Annotated in this window: 13 protein-coding genes; 5 read left to right on the forward strand and 8 right to left on the reverse strand. The window is 63.3% G+C overall.

Annotation, left to right across the window (positions count from 1 at the left end; translation table 11 throughout):
- Positions 1 to 333: 333 nt before the first annotated feature.
- From ACP16H_RS24075 to gyrA, 4 genes are all read right to left on the reverse strand, one after another.
- A complete protein-coding gene (locus tag ACP16H_RS24075; protein WP_425074726.1) occupies positions 334 to 684 on the reverse strand; it encodes a DUF6614 family protein in 351 nt (116 codons plus the stop codon).
- A 108-nt stretch (positions 685 to 792) separates the two neighbouring features.
- Positions 793 to 1,185: a hypothetical protein gene (locus ACP16H_RS24080; protein ID WP_425074727.1), complete on the reverse strand. Its 393-nt coding sequence runs from the start codon at positions 1,183 to 1,185 to the stop codon at positions 793 to 795.
- 99 nt (positions 1,186 to 1,284) lie between these two features.
- Positions 1,285 to 2,130: a LysR family transcriptional regulator gene (locus tag ACP16H_RS24085; RefSeq protein WP_425074728.1), complete on the reverse strand. Its 846-nt coding sequence runs from the start codon at positions 2,128 to 2,130 to the stop codon at positions 1,285 to 1,287.
- 324 nt (positions 2,131 to 2,454) lie between these two features.
- Complete coding sequence (gyrA, locus tag ACP16H_RS24090; RefSeq protein ID WP_425074729.1) at positions 2,455 to 5,172, reverse strand: DNA gyrase subunit A; 2,718 nt, start codon at positions 5,170 to 5,172, stop codon at positions 2,455 to 2,457.
- A gap of 232 nt (positions 5,173 to 5,404) precedes the next feature.
- Here gyrA and ACP16H_RS24095 point away from each other — a divergent pair, with 232 nt between their 5' ends.
- Positions 5,405 to 5,674 carry an usg protein gene (locus ACP16H_RS24095; protein WP_425074730.1) on the forward strand — a complete coding sequence of 90 codons (270 nt, stop codon included), beginning with the start codon at positions 5,405 to 5,407 and terminating at the stop codon, positions 5,672 to 5,674.
- A 262-nt stretch (positions 5,675 to 5,936) separates the two neighbouring features.
- Here the strand turns inward: ACP16H_RS24095 and ACP16H_RS24100 are convergent, their stop codons facing one another.
- A complete protein-coding gene (locus ACP16H_RS24100; protein WP_425074731.1) occupies positions 5,937 to 6,491 on the reverse strand; it encodes a YSC84-related protein in 555 nt (184 codons plus the stop codon).
- 171 nt (positions 6,492 to 6,662) lie between these two features.
- On the reverse strand, positions 6,663 to 7,661 hold the full coding sequence (hemB, locus tag ACP16H_RS24105) for a porphobilinogen synthase (RefSeq protein WP_425074732.1): 999 nt from the start codon (positions 7,659 to 7,661) through the stop codon (positions 6,663 to 6,665).
- 124 nt (positions 7,662 to 7,785) lie between these two features.
- Between hemB and ACP16H_RS24110 the strand changes: the two genes are divergently transcribed.
- From ACP16H_RS24110 to ACP16H_RS24120, 3 genes are all read left to right on the forward strand, one after another.
- The gene (locus ACP16H_RS24110; RefSeq protein ID WP_425074733.1) at positions 7,786 to 8,307 is read left to right on the forward strand and encodes a component of SufBCD complex; all 522 of its coding nucleotides are present in this window, start codon (positions 7,786 to 7,788) and stop codon (positions 8,305 to 8,307) included.
- A gap of 65 nt (positions 8,308 to 8,372) precedes the next feature.
- Positions 8,373 to 11,864 carry a transcription-repair coupling factor gene (gene mfd / locus ACP16H_RS24115; protein WP_425074734.1) on the forward strand — a complete coding sequence of 1,164 codons (3,492 nt, stop codon included), beginning with the start codon at positions 8,373 to 8,375 and terminating at the stop codon, positions 11,862 to 11,864.
- A 138-nt stretch (positions 11,865 to 12,002) separates the two neighbouring features.
- Complete coding sequence (locus ACP16H_RS24120; protein WP_425074735.1) at positions 12,003 to 13,121, forward strand: ATP-binding protein; 1,119 nt, start codon at positions 12,003 to 12,005, stop codon at positions 13,119 to 13,121.
- 237 nt (positions 13,122 to 13,358) lie between these two features.
- Here ACP16H_RS24120 and gap read toward each other — a convergent pair whose 3' ends face one another.
- On the reverse strand, positions 13,359 to 14,363 hold the full coding sequence (gap, locus tag ACP16H_RS24125; protein ID WP_425074736.1) for a type I glyceraldehyde-3-phosphate dehydrogenase: 1,005 nt from the start codon (positions 14,361 to 14,363) through the stop codon (positions 13,359 to 13,361).
- 238 nt (positions 14,364 to 14,601) lie between these two features.
- On the opposite strand from gap, the gene ACP16H_RS24130 reads away from it, so the two are divergent.
- A complete protein-coding gene (locus tag ACP16H_RS24130) occupies positions 14,602 to 15,567 on the forward strand; it encodes a DUF808 domain-containing protein (RefSeq protein WP_425074737.1) in 966 nt (321 codons plus the stop codon).
- Between the two features lie 73 nt (positions 15,568 to 15,640).
- Here the strand turns inward: ACP16H_RS24130 and ACP16H_RS24135 are convergent, their stop codons facing one another.
- The gene (locus ACP16H_RS24135; protein ID WP_425074738.1) at positions 15,641 to 16,126 is read right to left on the reverse strand and encodes an invasion associated locus B family protein; all 486 of its coding nucleotides are present in this window, start codon (positions 16,124 to 16,126) and stop codon (positions 15,641 to 15,643) included.
- Positions 16,127 to 16,189: the final 63 nt, after the last annotated feature.

A 16,189-nucleotide genomic window follows, 5' to 3' on the forward strand; every position in this document is an offset into this window, starting at 1 on the left:
TGGCTTTTACACGCGGTTGGTCTCCACCGGGTTTGGGCCTCCTGCGGCGGCCCCCCGCCGGGGGCTTTGCCCCCGGACCCCCCAAGGTAGTTCGATCAAGATGAAGGCCCCAAGGTAGTTCGATCAAGATGAAGGCCAAGGACCGCTCTGTCCTTCATCTTGATAAAAATACCTCGGAGGGGTTTGGGGAGGCAGAGCCTCCCCAACGGATCGTCGGTGCAGCCGGCGAAACGTCCTACCGCTGCGGCGCTGTATCAGAGGTCTTGGTGCGGTCGTCGGGCGCACGCTATGTCATCTTGCCGCCATCCTTGTGACCACAGGCCTGCCAGCAATCTAGATCAGGGCCATGCGTTCTGCCCGTTCGGGGTCGGGGAAAGGCCGGTACAAAGCGAAATCCGACTGTCCGATCAACTCGTGAACCGCGCGGTACTTGGCGTCGATGTCGTCATCGTGCTTGCCCAGCGTGCGGAAGGCGCGGTCCAGTTGCGACAGGTCGTCAACTTCGATCTCCAGCAGGAAATCGCGGTAGCCGCCGGATGCGAGGTTCAACTTGCGGCGCATAAGCCGCCAATTGTTGATGACGCCGATCCCCTTCAGATGGCCCATCCAGTCCTCCATCGCCTTGGCAAAGACAAGGGCCTTGGAATCACTCTTCAGATCAATCGCGCAGGTGTACAGGTTCATGGGCAAATCCTCCGGCGACAACCATGCGCGCCAAAAGTTAAGTCCGAACCAAAAAGGGCGGCCCCGAAGGGCCGCCAGGCAGGTTGGAGTCAAGAATAATCGTTACACTTAAAGAGGTACGCGCCAGCCGCCGCGCAGCAGGCTGAACCGCCCGCCGCCCGCGCAGATCAGCGGCAGCGCCAGCGTGGCGAACAGCCCGACGCTCAGGACAGAATGCATGGTGAGGCGTTCCAAACCCGGCAGCAGCAGCGCCATGCCTGCGAAAAGCGCGGTGCCCAGCAGGGCCATCACGCGCGTATGTACGCCAAAGGCCATCCACAGCGCGGTCAGGATCATGAGGGCCGCCAGCATCTTGCCCGCCCATTGGTGGCCGGGATGCGTCACGACAAGGCGCGGCGTCTCTCCGGCTGTCATCATCAGGAATTCCACCGCCGTGTAGGCAAGGAAACAACTCAGCAGAATGCGGAATCCGCACTGCAGCCCGTCAAGGGTATTGGTCATGGGGTGAACCTGCTCGTTCTCGTGTTTTTTCTTAGGGTGGTTCACCCAGAGCGGGAAGGCAACGCCGATCCGCTCAAGACGCAGGTTGCAAAAATGCACTCACTCGGCGGCAGAGCGTGCCAACACCTGGGCGTCCTCGAAACACTGCAACACGAAGTCCGCCGTCGCGCGGATCGCCGGGTCAGAGCGGCGCGTTTCGTGGAACAGGAGCCAGAATTCCCCGGTAAACGCGCGGGCGTCCGGTTCCAGCGGTTGCAGATCGGGATCGACCGCACCGATCAGGTCCGGCAACGGCCCGGCGATACCCATGCTCTTCATCACGCTGGCCAGCGCGTCGAGGCTGTCCACCCGGATGCGGGGCGGCCGTCCGAAATGATCGAACCCGAAGCGTTGCAGCGGATAGTCGTCCAGCTGCTCGCCAAAGCCGACCCAGTTCTGATCGTCCTTGAGGACGCGCGGGCGATACAGCCGCATCTCCAGCGCGCCGATCTTGCGCGTGATGATGCGACCGGCGGCGGGACGGTCCACCTGCACGACGATGTCATTGTCGCCCAGCCCGTCCTTCATGATCCGGTCAGAGAACACCAGCGACACGCCATCCAGCATGTCGCCGTGCTGCTCCATGCCCGGAATCAGCAGGTTGCGCACCACGAAGGGCACGCATCCCAGTTTGACGGTGACTGGCGCGCCATCGGCCCGCGCGCTCATGGCGGTTCGGATCTGGCCGTCAAAACTCTGCGCTACCTGGATCAGCCCTTCGACCGCCTTCGACGGCTTCCAGCCTTCGGGCGTCTTGACGAAGGCGGGTTCTCCGAGTGTCTCGGACAGGCGTTCGATCCGGCGCGACACGGTGGCCGTATTGGTGCCCAGCATCTGCGCAGCCAGTTTCATCGTGCCAGTACGCGCGAGCGCCACGAGGAATCGCAGATCGTCCCAATTGTCCATGTGTGCCGTCCTTCGAGAAGTCAGTCTGGGGGTACACCGAAAACCTGCGGCACGTTCGGTGCGTCCAGAGTCACACCTAAGCTACAGGTTAATCTCATCAATTAATGCGAGAGCCTTGTCCACGCAATGACAAGGTTGCATTTTTGTCCGTATACAAACGTACAGGGGGCTCGTCCAAGCGGGCTTGGGTCTGCGACCTTGGTCGGGTGACGCGCCGATGGTTCTACGTCAGCTTCGGGTTGAGTGCCTCTCTGGAACGGCAGCGCCCGAAAGGAAACGGCCCGACGCAAGGCCGGGCCGTTCTCACATCTGAACGGGCGGGGGTCAGGCCTCGCTGCTGCCGTCCACGTCCCCGGTGGCGTCCATCGCCTCGTCCTCTTCCTGCTCGGCGATCCAGGCCACCGACACCACGGTTTCCTCGGCGCCGGTGTTGAACACCCGCACACCACCCGCGCTGCGCGACCGGAAGGAGATACCGTCCACCGGCACCCGGATCGACTGGCCAGTCGAGGTCGCCAGCATGATCTGGTCGCCCTGTTCCACCGGGAAAGACGCCACGATATCGCCGCCGCGCATGCTCTTTTCCCAGGCGGTGACGCCTTGGCCACCACGCCCGCGCACCGGGTAGTCGTGCGAGGACGACAGCTTGCCCAGACCTTTGGCGGTGATCGTCAGGATCAGGTTCTCGACCGCCGACATCTCGGCATAGCGCTCCTGCGGCAGCGGCGTGTCGGCGTCGCCTTCCTCGTCGTTGCCCTCGTCCTCTGTCACACCGGCCATCAGGCGGCGCATCTTCAGGTAAGACGCGCGCTCGTCCGATTCCGCGTCAAAGTGGCGGATCACCGACATGGACACGACCTCGTCGTCACCCAGCAGGCGGATGCCCCGCACGCCGGTCGAGTTGCGCGAGTTGAACACCCGCACCTCGGTCACCGGGAAACGGATCGCGCGGCCGGAGTTGGTCACCAGCATCACGTCGTCATCCTCGGAACAGATGCGCGCATTGATAAGCCGCGTGTTCTCGTCTTCGCCCTCGAACTTCATGGCGATCTTGCCGTTCGACTTCACATTGGTGAAATCCGACAAACGGTTGCGCCGCACGCCGCCCTTCGAGGTGGCAAAGACGATCTGCAAATCGTCCCACTCGTTCTCGTCGCGGTCCACCGGCATGATCGCCGCAATGGACACCCCCGAGGGGATCGGCAGGATGTTGACGATGGCCTTGCCCTTCGACGTACGCCCGCCCAGCGGCAGACGCCATGTCTTCAGCTTGTAGGCCATGCCGTCGGTGGTGAAGAACAACAACTGCGTGTGGGTGTTGGCGACGAACAGCGTCGTCACCACGTCGTCGTCCTTGGTCGCCATGCCCGACAGACCCTTGCCGCCACGCTTCTGCGCGCGGAAGTCGGCCAGGGCGGTGCGCTTGATATAGCCGGACTGGGTGACCGTCACGACCATGTCTTCGCGCTCGATCAGGTCCTCGTCGTCCATGTCCCCGGCCCAGTCGACAATCTGGGTGCGGCGCGGCACGGCGAACTCATCGCGGATGGCGGTCATCTCCTCGCGGATGATGCCGGTGATCCGCTCGCGCGAGGACAGGATATCGAGGTAATCCTTGATCTTCTTGGCCAGATCTTCCAGCTCGTCCGTGACTTCCTTGACACCGATCTGGGTCAGGCGTTGCAGACGTAGGTCAAGGATCGCACGGGCCTGGGTTTCGGACAGGTTATAGGTGCCGTCCTCGTTGGCCTTGTGGGTCGGATCGTCGATCAGCGCGATATAGGGCAGGATGTCCTGCGCGGGCCAGCGACGCTCCATCAGGCGCTGACGGGCCTCGGCAGCATCCGCGGACGACCGGATGGTCGCGACCACCTCGTCCACGTTCGACACGGCAACGGCCAGACCACACAGGATGTGCGACCGCTCGCGCGCCTTGCGCAGCAGGTAGGCCGTGCGCCGCGCAATCACGTCCTCGCGGAAGTCGAGGAAGGACGACAGGAACGCCCGCAGCGTCAGCTGTTCGGGCTTGCCACCGTTCAGCGCCAACATGTTGCACCCGAACGAGGTCTGCATCGGGGTAAAGCGGAACAGCTGGTTCAGCACCACCTCGGCGGTGGCGTCACGCTTCAGCTCGACCACGACCCGCACACCATCGCGGTCGGATTCGTCCTGAACGTGGGCAATGCCTTCGATCTTCTTGTCGCGCGCCGCTTCGGCGATGCGCTCGATCATCGTGGCCTTGTTCACCTGGTAGGGAATGGCGTCGATGACGATGGCCCAGCGGTCCTTGCGGATTTCCTCGACCCGGGTCGAGGCGCGGATGATGACCGACCCACGGCCCTCAAGGTAGGCCTTCCGCGCGCCGGAACGGCCCAGCATGATGCCCCCGGTGGGGAAGTCGGGGCCGGGCACGTACTCGATCAGGTCCTCGGAGGACAGGTCCGGGTTGTCCATCAGCGCCAGCGTGGCGTCGATCACCTCGCCAAGGTTGTGCGGCGGAATGCGCGTCGCCATGCCGACCGCGATGCCCTCGGCACCGTTGACCAGCACGTTGGGATAGCGCGCGGGCAGAACCGTGGGCTCGCGTTCCTTGCCATCGTAGTTGTCCTGGAAGTCGACCGTCTCCTTGTCGATATCCACCAGCAACTGCAGCGCGGACTTCGCCAGGCGGCTTTCGGTGTAGCGCATGGCGGCGGGCGGATCCCCGTCCATGGAGCCAAAGTTGCCCTGACCGTCGATCAGCGGCAGGCTCATCGAGAAGTCCTGCGCCATCCGCACCAGCGCATCATAGATCGCCGAGTCGCCGTGCGGGTGGTAGTTACCCATGACCTCACCGACGGATTTCGCCGATTTCCGGTAGGACTTGTCGGGGGTGTAACCGCCTTCATGCATGGCAAACAGGATGCGCCGATGCACAGGTTTTAGGCCGTCGCGCAAATCCGGAATCGCCCGGCTCACGATCACGCTCATCGCGTAATCGAGGTAGCTCGACTTCATCTCGTCTTCGATGGAGATTGACGGCCCGCTCGGCGGAGGCGTCATTTTCTCTTCTTTATCAGGGGTTTCCGGCGTATCGCTCACGTGATGGGCCTGTCCGTCATTCTGCCATATCTAGTTGCGGCAGACTATATCAGAGACAGGATATAGGGTGCAATGCCGGGGGGCGACCCAAGTTTGGCAGCCATGCCCTGTATTTGCTAACAGATTGTTTTCATTGAAAACTAACCGATGACACGGCAGCATTTCCCTACAGGCAAACGCATGAGGCAACACCATGGAAATGTCGGAAACGGAAATGATGCTGCGCGGCTACGGGCTGACCACGGCCGAGATGTTCTACCGCATGCCGGATTATCGCAACGTCCTGAACACCTTCGTCTGGCAGGATTACGACACCGCGCCGGATCATCCGAAACTCTTCTCCTTCATCGAATTCTGGCAGGATAGCATCGAAGGTCCGCTGCATTCGGTCCGCTTTACCCACCGCAAGATGATTTCACCGGGGGAATGGCGCAATGTGGTGGGAGAGTTCCGCTATCACTGAGGGGTTTCGCTTTGGCTGCGCCAAAGCGACCGGGGCGGGGGGGGGCGCCCCCCCCCGCCCCGCTGGAGGCGCTGCCTCCAGACCTCCGAGGGTATTTGTGTCAAGATGAAGGGAAAGCGGCCCTTGTGCTTCACCTTGGCGAAAATACCTCCGGGGTGAATTCTCCGCAGGAAAAGAGGGGGCAGCGCCCCCTTGGCTGTCCGGGGCCCAGCCCCGGATAACCCTGTGCGCGTGAAACGCGCACCGCGGGATTGCGAAGATATCAGGGGATGATCCGCGTGTACTTCACGCCTTCCAGTGTCGCGCCGACCCGCAGTCCCGACTGGCCAAAGATCACCGCGATCACCGGTGCCAGTGTGGTGGTCGTCTCTGCCGCCAGGTTTTCGCCCTTCGACGGGGTGGCATAGAAGACGTTGGCACCCGCCGCATAGCCCGGCGAGCGGCGGAAGTTTTCCATCGCTTCGGTCGTCATGAAGAACAGCACGTGGCTGTACTGCTGCGCACCGATCTGCAGGCCGCCCGAGGCTTTGAGCATAGAGTAGTAGTCCACCGTCGCGCCGCCGACCCGCAGTGCGCCGGTGCCGCCACCGCCGCCCAGCCCAAGGCCGATCTCCGTCACCACGGGCATCACCAGCAGGCCCACGGCCTTGCCGGCCAGATCGCGCGTGCCGGGGTAGTCGTTGAACAACTGGGACAGCGTGCTGTCGACCCGCGCGTCGATGGTCGCCGCATTGCGGTTGCCCACACCATTGCCACAGGCCGCGACCAAACTGGTCGCCCCCAGCCCGAAAAAGACCTCACGTCGGGAAAATGTCATATCGCTGCTCTTCTCTGCCTGATCGTTGCCGATGCCTCGTGTCCGGCTGTGCCGCCGGTTGATCTTGCTTATACGCCTGCGCGCGGGCCTTGTCACCCGACCTTGTGGCCGATGCGCGATCACCCGCTAACGGTTGACGGCTCAGCCATTCAGCAGCCTCCCGGCCAAAGGTCAGCTATTCAGCAGCCTTGCGGCTGCGGGCGCGAAATACGTCAACACCCCGTCGCAGCCCGCCCGCTTGAAGGCCATCAGGCTCTCCAGCATCACCTTTTCGCCATCGACCCAGCCACGTTCGCCGGCGCCCGCGATCATCGCGTATTCGCCCGACACCTGGTAGGCAAAGGTCGGCGCGCCGAACATCGTCTTTGCGCGGTGGCAGATGTCCAGATAGGGCATCCCCGGTTTGACCATGACCATATCCGCGCCCTCCGACAGGTCGCGTGCGATCAGCCGCATCGCCTCATCGGAGTTGCCCGGATCCTGCTGATACGTCTTCTTGTCGCCCTTCAGCGCCCCCGACGCGCCCACCGCATCGCGGAACGGCCCGTAAAACCCCGACGCATATTTTGCCGCGTAGCTCAGCAACAGCACGTCCTGAAAGCCCTCGGCCTCCAGCGCGCCCCTCAGCGCGCCGATGCGCCCGTCCATCATGTCAGACGGCCCGATGATATCCGCACCGGCCTGCGCCTGGCTCAGCGCCTGCTTGACCAAAGCCTCGACCGTGCGGTCGTTCACGATCACGCCATCCTCGACGAAGCCGTCATGGCCGTTGATGTTGTACGGATCGAGCGCCACGTCCGTCATCACCGCCATTTCCGGCACGGCGTCCTTGATCGCGCGCGTGGCGCGGTTCGACAGGTTCTCGGGGTTCCACGCCTCCGAACAGCACTCGGTCTTCAGCGACGGATCGGTGTAGGGAAACAGGCAGATCGAGGGGATTCCCAGCGCGTGGGCCTCCTTCGCGGCCTCCACAACCTTGTCCACAGACAGCCGGTTCACCCCCGGCATCGAATGGATCGGCTCCACCACGCCTTCGCCATCGCGCACGAAAACCGGCCAGATGAAATCCGACGGAGTCAGCACCGTTTCCGCAACCAAGGCACGGATCGCGGGCGTGCGGCGCAGGCGGCGCAGCCGCAGCGAAGGGTAGGGGGCAAGGGTCGGTTGCATGGCGGTCACCTCAATTGCGTTCCCTTTGGGTGACACGGAACGCAGCGCCTTCACAAGACCCCATTGCACTGCCTTCCCGGACAGGGCCATAAGGCCCTCAGGGCAACTGGAAAAGAGCAGACACTTGGACTGGTACGGCACTGTCTTCGAAGTCATCGACATGCGATCCTTCTCGAACCTCTGGTTCTGGATCGTGCTGGCGGTGTTCTGGTCCTCGACCTCGCACTGGGTGTTGGGCGTGCCCTTTGACATGGTCGCGCGGGCGAAACGCCAGGGCGGGCAGGCGGAACAGGACCTCGAGGACCTCGTGCGCATCAACACCAACCGGTTCCTCTTCATCATCGAGGAATCCGGGCTGGTGATGGCAGCGGTGGTTCCGGCGCTTCTGGTGGCCGGGGCGCTTCTGGGGTTCTACTACAAGGTCGAACTGGCGCAGGCCATTGTCCTGCTGGTCGGCCCCATGACGCTGGTCGGCCTGCTGACCCTGTCCACCGCGCGCAAGATCCAGAACGGCGAGAACGCGGGCGAGGCCCTGTGGCGCCGTCTGCGTCTGCACCGCCTCTATACCCAGCTGATCGGCATCGTCTCGATCTTCGTTACGGCGCTCTGGGGCATGTTCGTCAACCTCTCGGTGATGCCGTTCTGATAACCTTTGGCGTCATGACCGGCCCGCGCTTGACGCCGCCCGCCCGGCGCGCCATGTGAGCGGTCATGGCTGACAAAGTGATCATCGGGGGCGCCCCGGAGGGGTTCGACGCGCAACTTGTCCTGCGCGAGGTCGAAAAGGCGGGCGGGCCCGTCATCCACATCGCACGCGATGACAAGCGCCTTGCCGCCATGCGCGAGGCGCTGGAGTTCTTTGCCCCCGACATGCCGGTGGTGGTTTTCCCGGCGTGGGACTGTGTTCCTTATGACCGCGTGTCGCCAAACGCAGACATCTCTGCCGCGCGCATGGCGACGCTGGCGGGGTTGGTCCACGGAATGCCCGCGCGCTACGTGCTGCTGACCACCCTCGGCGCGGCCATGCAGCGTATCCCCGCGCGCGAGGTGCTGCGCTCGGCGGCCTTCTCGGCGCGCGTAGGCGACCGCGTGGACGAGGACGCCCTGCGCGCCTTCCTCGTGCGCATGGGGTTCTCGCAGGCGCCCACCGTCACCGAACCCGGCGACTACGCCATTCGCGGCGGCATCATCGACATCTACCCGCCCAACACCGGCGGCGAAGGCGGCCCGGTGCGGCTCGACTTCTTTGGTGACACGCTGGACGGGGCGCGCCGCTTCGACCCCGTCACCCAGCGCACGACCGAGAAATTGGACGTGGTGGAACTGGCCCCGGTGTCCGAGGTCATCCTCGACGAGCCCTCCATCCTGCGGTTCCGCCAGAACTACCGCATCGAATTCGGCGCGGCGGGCACCGACGATCCGCTGTATGAGGCTGTCAGCGCCGGGCGCAAGCATCAGGGGATCGAGCACTGGCTGCCGTTCTTCCACGAAAAGCTGGAAACGCTGTTCGACTATCTGCCGGGGACGCCGGTGCTGATGGACGACCAGCTGACCCCCTCGCGCCTGTCGCGGTGGGAGCAGATCGACGACCAATACGGCACCCGCAAACACGCGCTGTCGCAAAAGAAGGCGCTCGGCAGCACGGTCTACAAGCCGATCCCGCCGGGCTTGCTGTACCTCGACGACACCGCGTGGGAGGCCGCCGTGGTTGACCGCCGCCGCGTGCAGTTCCACCCGCTGTCGCAGGCGCCCGGACCGGGCGTCGTGGACGCGGGCGGTCGCATCGGGCGCAATTTCGCCCCCGAGCGCCAGCAGGAATCCATCAGCCTTTTCGGTGCCTTGGCGGCACATGTTAAGGCAAAGATGCAGGCCGGCCCCGTGGTCATCGCCTCCTACTCCGAAGGCGCGCGCGAACGCCTGACCGGCCTGATCGAGGACGAGGGCCTGGCCGAAGTCCTTCCCATCCGTGACGGCACCCGCATCGGCAAGCGCGGCCTGCACCTCGCCGTCTGGTCGCTCGACGCGGGGTTCGAGGCGCCCTGGCCGCAGGGCGGTGACAAATCCCGGCTCACGGTGATCTCCGAACAGGACGTCCTCGGCGACCGCCTGATCCGCAAGCCCACCAAACGGCGCAAGGCCGAGAACTTTCTCACCGAACACCAGTCCCTGACACCGGGTGATCTGGTGGTGCACGTCGACCACGGCATCGGCCGCTACATGGGGATGGAGGTCATCACCGCCGCGGGCTCGCCCCACGAATGCCTCGTCCTGCATTACGCCGAGGACGCGAAACTCTACCTCCCCGTCGAGAACATCGAACTGCTCTCGAAATACGGCCACGAGGAAGGGCTACTCGACCGTCTCGGCGGCGGCGCATGGCAGGCGAAGAAGGCCAAGCTCAAGGAACGCATCCGCGAGATGGCGGACCGCCTGATCCGCATCGCCGCCGAACGCGCGCTGCGCAAGGCCCCCGTCATGGACCCGCCGCCCGGTGCCTACGACAGCTTTGCCGCGCGCTTCCCTTACACGGAAACCGACGACCAGCTGCGCGCCATCGAGGACACGATGGACGACCTGCACTCCGGTCAACCCATGGACCGCCTGATCTGCGGCGACGTGGGCTTTGGCAAGACCGAGGTCGCCATGCGCGCGGCCTTCGTCGCCGCCATGTCCGGCCAGCAGGTCGCCGTCATCGCGCCGACCACGCTGCTCGCCCGCCAGCACTACAACTCGTTCGCCGAACGCTTCCGGGGCTTCCCGCTGAACGTCGCGCCGCTCTCACGCTTCGTCCCCGCCAAGCAGGCCGCCGCCACCCGCGAGGGGCTGGCCAAGGGCACCGTCGACATCGCCGTCGGCACCCATGCGCTTTTGGCCAAGAACATCCGCTTCCAGAACCTCGGCCTTCTGGTCATCGACGAGGAACAGCGCTTCGGCGTCCAGCACAAGGAACGCCTGAAACAGCTGCGCTCCGACATCCACGTCCTGACCCTGACCGCCACGCCGATCCCGCGAACGCTGCAACTCTCGCTGACCGGCGTGCGCGACCTGTCGATCATCGGCACACCGCCGGTGGACCGCCTCTCCATCCGCACCTACGTCAGCGAATTCGACCCCGTCACGATCCGCGAGGCGCTCCTTCGCGAACACTATCGCGGCGGGCAATCCTTCTACGTGGTCCCGAAAATCTCGGACCTGCCCGAGATCGAGGCCTTCCTCAAGGAACAGCTGCCCGAATGCACCTACGTCATCGCCCACGGTCAGATGGCGGCGGGCGACCTCGACGAGCGCATGAACGCCTTCTACGACGGCAAGTACGACGTGCTTCTGGCGACCACCATCGTCGAATCCGGCCTCGACATTCCGACCGCCAACACCATGGTCGTGCACCGTGCCGACCAGTTCGGCCTGTCGCAGCTCTACCAGATCCGGGGCCGCGTCGGTCGTTCGAAAACCCGCGCCTATTGCTACCTCACCACGCAACCGCGCCAGAAACTGACCACCACCGCCGAGAAACGCCTCCGCGTGCTGGGGGCCATCGACACCCTCGGCGCGGGCTTCGCGCTGGCCTCCCAAGACCTCGACATTCGCGGCGCGGGCAACCTTCTGGGCGAGGAACAGTCCGGCCAGATGCGCGACGTGGGATACGAGCTGTACCAATCCATGCTCGAGGAAGCCATCGCCAAGATCCGCTCCGGCGAGACCGAAGGCGTCATGGACGACGACGGCCAGTGGGCACCGCAGATCAACCTCGGCGTGCCCGTTCTGATCCCCGAGGACTACGTGCCCGACCTCGACGTCCGCCTCGGCCTCTATCGCCGCCTGTCGTCGCTCAGCACAAAGGTCGAACTCGAAGGATTTGCCGCCGAGCTGATCGACCGCTTCGGAAAACTCCCGCGCGAGGTGAATACCCTCATGCTGGTGGTCCGGATCAAGGCCATGTGCAAACGCGCAGGCATCGCAAAACTCGACGGCGGACCAAAGGGCGCGACCATCCAGTTCCACAATGACAAATTCGCCTCGCCCGCCGGGCTGGTGAAATTCATCAACGATCAAAACGGCTTGGCCAAGATCAAGGACAACAAGATCATCGTCCGCCGCGACTGGGCCAACGACCGGGACAAGATCCAGGGCGCCTTTGCCATCGCCCGCGACCTCGCGGAATGCGCAGGCGCGATCAAGAAGAAAGACCCGGCCAAGACCTGACCTTACGTCAATGGTTGACCGGGCAACGGAAATTGTCCGGGTTTTACAAACCATTGCGCAGGGTTCTTCATGTAAAAGCCGCGCGGCGTGCTTTGTGCGCCTGACCTGATTTTCACACGACCGATTCCGGGCCCTTGTATGGATGCCGCCGAACGTCAGTTGCTGGATCACCTCGACCATCCGGTGTTCGTCCTCGAACCGGATGCGACCGGGCGTCCCTGCTACGCCCATGTGAAGCGGCTGGCGCTGAAGATGATCGGCAAGCCTCTGGGCGATTTTCTGGGCAAGACCTCCATCGACATCTTTCCGGCGCCCCTTGGTCGGGCGTCCTATGACCTGCAATTGCGTGTCATGACCACCGGCGAGCCGGAACATTTCGAGGTGTTCAAGCCGTCCCGAGGCGCCACCTCGCTTTTCCCGCTGAAGGATGCCGGAGGCCGGGTCCTGCGCGTGATCGGCTCCGTGCGTCCCAATCGCGCCCCATCGCTGTTTCGCGATCACGAGGCCGAGGAGCAGGCCCGTCAGGACGACCTCCGCGCCTTTGTCCACCTCGCGGCGCATGATCTGCGGACACCGCTCAATCAGGTGGCCTCTCTGGCCGCCATGCTGCGGGACGACCTGCAAGATCCCGACCAGTTGGAACTGGTGGACATGCTGTCTGATCTGTCGGCCAACGCGCTCAGACTGATTGGCGATGTTCTCACCCATGCCGATATTTCCGGCACGGTCGAAGAGATCGCGCCCTTTGACCTGCCGGACCTGATGGAGCGGATTGCCTCCACGCTGGACCCGATGCGGACAGTCAGGCTCGACGTGGCTCCGCTGCTCATGAAGATGGATCAGGCCGCCGTCGCCGCCGTGCTGCGCAACCTCTTCGACAATGCGGTGAAATATGCCTGGGGCAGCGAGGCCGGGCGAGATCAGGGCCCGGATCAGGGACCAGAACAGGGACGGGGGCCGGATGCTTGTCTGTCGGTGACGGTCTCGCACGGCGCAACCAACTTGCTGGTCTTCACCGTGGCCGACAATGGCAGGGGCCTGCCGCCGGAGCGGCTGAAGCTCTTCAACGGCGAAGTGCGCGCCGAACACGGCCGCTTTGGCGTCATGGCGATACGGTCGCTGCTGCTGTCCCGAGGCGGCTGGCTGCGGGCGGAAAACGCGCCCGACGGCGGCGCGCGCATTTCCTTTGCCATGCCGGGCGCGATGATGGCGTCGGAGAAGGCTGGAAATAATTTGGGGAGTCTCACGGGGTCGTGAGGACCTCAAAACGGGAATGCCTGAGTTTTCCGGTTTTTCTGCGTAGCATCGCCGATGTTGCCGATTCGTGCGGTAAATTTCGGGTTAATTCGCGAAATTCGGGCATTAACCAAGGTTTCCAACCGGCCGGAAAACCCCCGGATTCCGGCCGGGAATCGCAACCTGAAATAGAACGCGGCGCCCGGTAAACCCACCGGACGCCGCGCTGGTTTTCCCTTTAGCCACTCCGCGTAGCGGTCAGTGCAGCAGGCGTCCCATTGCGGCTGCGACATCTGCCATCCGCGCAGAGAAGCCCCACTCGTTGTCGTACCACGCCATCACGCGGACCATGCGCTTGCCCACGACCTTGGTCTGGTCCGGCGCAAAGATCGAGGAATGCGTGGTGTGGTTGAAGTCGATGCTGACCTTTGGCTCCGGATCATAGGACAGGACAGACCCCATCCGCCCGGCAGCGGCCTCGGCCACGACCTCGTTAACATCCTGAAGAGTCACGTCTTTCGAAGCGTAGAAGGTCAGGTCCACGGCGCTGACGTTGGGCGTCGGCACGCGCACGGCAGAGCCGTCCAGCTTGCCCTTCATGTTCGGCAGAACCTCACCCAGCGCCTTGGCCGCACCGGTCGAGGTCGGGATCATCGCCATGGCCGCCGCGCGGGCGCGGTAGAGGTCGGCATGACGGCGGTCCAGCGTCGGCTGGTCGCCGGTGTAGCTGTGGATCGTGGTCATGATCCCGCTCTCGATACCGATGGCTTCGTCCAGAACTTTTACCAGCGGTGCCAAGCAGTTAGTCGTGCAGGACCCGTTCGAGATCATCACATCGCCCTGCACCAGATCGCGGTGGTTCACGCCGTAGACGATGGTCTTTTGCACGTTCTTGGCGGGGGCCGAGATCAGCACCGACTTGGCGCCGCGCGAGAGGTGCGCATTGGCCTTGTCACCGTCGTTGAACTTGCCGGTGCACTCCAGCACAACGTCGCAGCCGCCCCAGTCCAGATCGCTCATCTCGTAGGACGACATCACGTCGATCGGCCCACGGCCCAAGTCGATGGCATTGCCCTTGACCGTCACGTCGCCGGGGAAACGGCCATGCACGCTGTCGTAGCGCAGCAGGTGGGCGTGGGTCTCCAGCGGGCCCGGCGCGTTGATCTTCACCACCTGCACGTCGTTGCGCGCGGATTCGGCGATATGGGCGAGGGTGCAGCGGCCGATGCGGCCAAAGCCATTGATGCCGACGGTAACGGTCATAGTCCAGGTCTCCTGCAGAATGCCAACTTGGCGTTCGTATACGGAGGCATTCCGACTCGGGGAAGGCTAAAACGTGTGATTTGTCAGTATGTTAGCGATAAACTTGTCCGGTGGCGCTAACGTCTGCACAAGGTTTGCGTTAACAATTGCAACGCCCCGGCAACCGGCGGCGACTCACGTGCTTGCAAGCGGGCGGCCGACCGCTACCTTGCCAGTGAACAGTTTTTCGGAGGATGGAATGAGCGGACTTCTGGCGCTTCTCGATGATGTGGCGGCAATCGCCAAGGTGGCGGCTGCGTCGATCGATGACATCAGCGCAGCGGCGCTCAAGGCCAGTACGAAGACGGCCGGTGTTGTGGTGGACGATGCGGCGGTGACTCCCAAATATGTCCACGGTTTCGAAGCCTCCCGCGAATTGCCCATCATCTGGCGCATCGCCCGAGGCTCGGTGATCAACAAGCTGATCTTCCTCATGCCGGCTGCCATGCTGATGGCGGTGTTTGCACCGTGGCTGGTCTGGCCTTTGTTGATCCTCGGCGGCTGTTACCTGTCGTTCGAAGGAGCGGAGAAGATCGTACATGCACTCATGCCGCATGACGAACACTCCGGTGGACCAGACGGCAGCCATGACGTGAAAGACCCAGCGCATCTTGAAGAGGCAAAGGTCAAAGGGGCGATCAAGACGGACTTTATCCTTTCCGCCGAGATCATGGTTATCCTGCTGTCAAATCTCGATCTTCCGTCGATCTGGATGCAGGCTGGTGCTCTTGCCCTTGCCGCTGTGGTGATTACGGCTGCGGTCTACGGGGCTGTTGCGATCATCGTTAAGATGGATGACATCGGTCTCTGGCTGTCTCAAAACGCCAATCTCGGGGTGACGAGGGCGTTTGGGCGCGGGATCGTGCGGTTCATGCCGTGGCTGTTGAAGGCGCTGACCATCGTGGGCACGGCCGCAATGCTGTGGGTCGGTGGTTCGATCATCGTCCATTCACTGGCCGAGATGGGCTGGCACGTCCCCGAGCATTTCATCGAGGAACTTGCGCATTCCGTCGCTGGCGAAAATGCGACCCTTGTTTGGGCAGTCACCGCAGGCGCCGACTTTGTTCTGGGGCTCGCTGTCGGGTTGATCCTGATTCCGATTGCGACCAAGGTTCTGATCCCGCTCTGGGGAACAATCTTCGGTCGGAAAGCCGAAGCCCACTGATGCTAAAGTAATTGTTACTCAAAAGAAAAGGCGCGCCGTGAGCGCGCCTTTTGGATTCTGGATGTGTGGCCGTTCAGGGGCGAACTGTCGAGGCCGCGTCGTATGCCGCCGTAAAGCCGGAAAGCGACATGTTCACGGTCACCACCTGATCGGGCGCAACCATCGGGGTCAGAGAAACAGTTGCCTTTGCCCCCGCCTTGAAACGCGCGATATCCTCTGCCGAGAACGCAACACGTGCGAAGCAACCGATCGTCGTGCAGAAACTGAAGTCATACAGTCGCGGCTGTGCACCATCGACCGACACAGCGAGTTTCTTGGTCAGAAGCGTCTGGAGCGGAACGATGAAAGTCCCACCAGCCGGTCCCGGCTTGCCGCCTTCAAGCTTGGCAATGGTCACTTCGGCGACGTTGTTGCCCTCTGCGTCTTTCAGCAGTTGGAACATCTGACAGACTTCTTCCTCGGCGCCACTCTGTTGTGGGACCTTGAGGCACTGCATCTGCCAATCCTGGAAGGTTTCCTTGATGTAAAGCTGGGGGCCCTGCTGCGCCTGTTGCGGCACCGCAGGAACCTCCTCACCGGTGTCAAGGTCTCCTCCGACGGGGGTCTGAGCGGTGTCTGCAGG

This window comes from Sagittula sp. S175 (assembly GCF_049800975.1).
Lineage (GTDB): Bacteria > Pseudomonadota > Alphaproteobacteria > Rhodobacterales > Rhodobacteraceae > Sagittula.

Excerpts from the sequence above, each read along its gene's own strand:
- ACP16H_RS24120 (WP_425074735.1), top strand. The coding sequence starts at position 12,003 with ATGGATGCCGCCGAACGTCAGTTGCTGGATCACCTCGACCATCCGGTG.
- mfd (WP_425074734.1), top strand. The coding sequence starts at position 8,373 with ATGGCTGACAAAGTGATCATCGGGGGCGCCCCGGAGGGGTTCGACGCG.
- ACP16H_RS24100 (WP_425074731.1), bottom strand. The coding sequence starts at position 6,491 with ATGACATTTTCCCGACGTGAGGTCTTTTTCGGGCTGGGGGCGACCAGT.
- ACP16H_RS24080 (WP_425074727.1), bottom strand. The coding sequence starts at position 1,185 with ATGACCAATACCCTTGACGGGCTGCAGTGCGGATTCCGCATTCTGCTG.
- gyrA (WP_425074729.1), bottom strand. The coding sequence starts at position 5,172 with ATGACGCCTCCGCCGAGCGGGCCGTCAATCTCCATCGAAGACGAGATG.
- ACP16H_RS24095 (WP_425074730.1), top strand. The coding sequence starts at position 5,405 with ATGGAAATGTCGGAAACGGAAATGATGCTGCGCGGCTACGGGCTGACC.
- ACP16H_RS24075 (WP_425074726.1), bottom strand. The coding sequence starts at position 684 with ATGAACCTGTACACCTGCGCGATTGATCTGAAGAGTGATTCCAAGGCC.
- hemB (WP_425074732.1), bottom strand. The coding sequence starts at position 7,661 with ATGCAACCGACCCTTGCCCCCTACCCTTCGCTGCGGCTGCGCCGCCTG.
- ACP16H_RS24085 (WP_425074728.1), bottom strand. The coding sequence starts at position 2,130 with ATGGACAATTGGGACGATCTGCGATTCCTCGTGGCGCTCGCGCGTACT.
- ACP16H_RS24130 (WP_425074737.1), top strand. The coding sequence starts at position 14,602 with ATGAGCGGACTTCTGGCGCTTCTCGATGATGTGGCGGCAATCGCCAAG.
- gap (WP_425074736.1), bottom strand. The coding sequence starts at position 14,363 with ATGACCGTTACCGTCGGCATCAATGGCTTTGGCCGCATCGGCCGCTGC.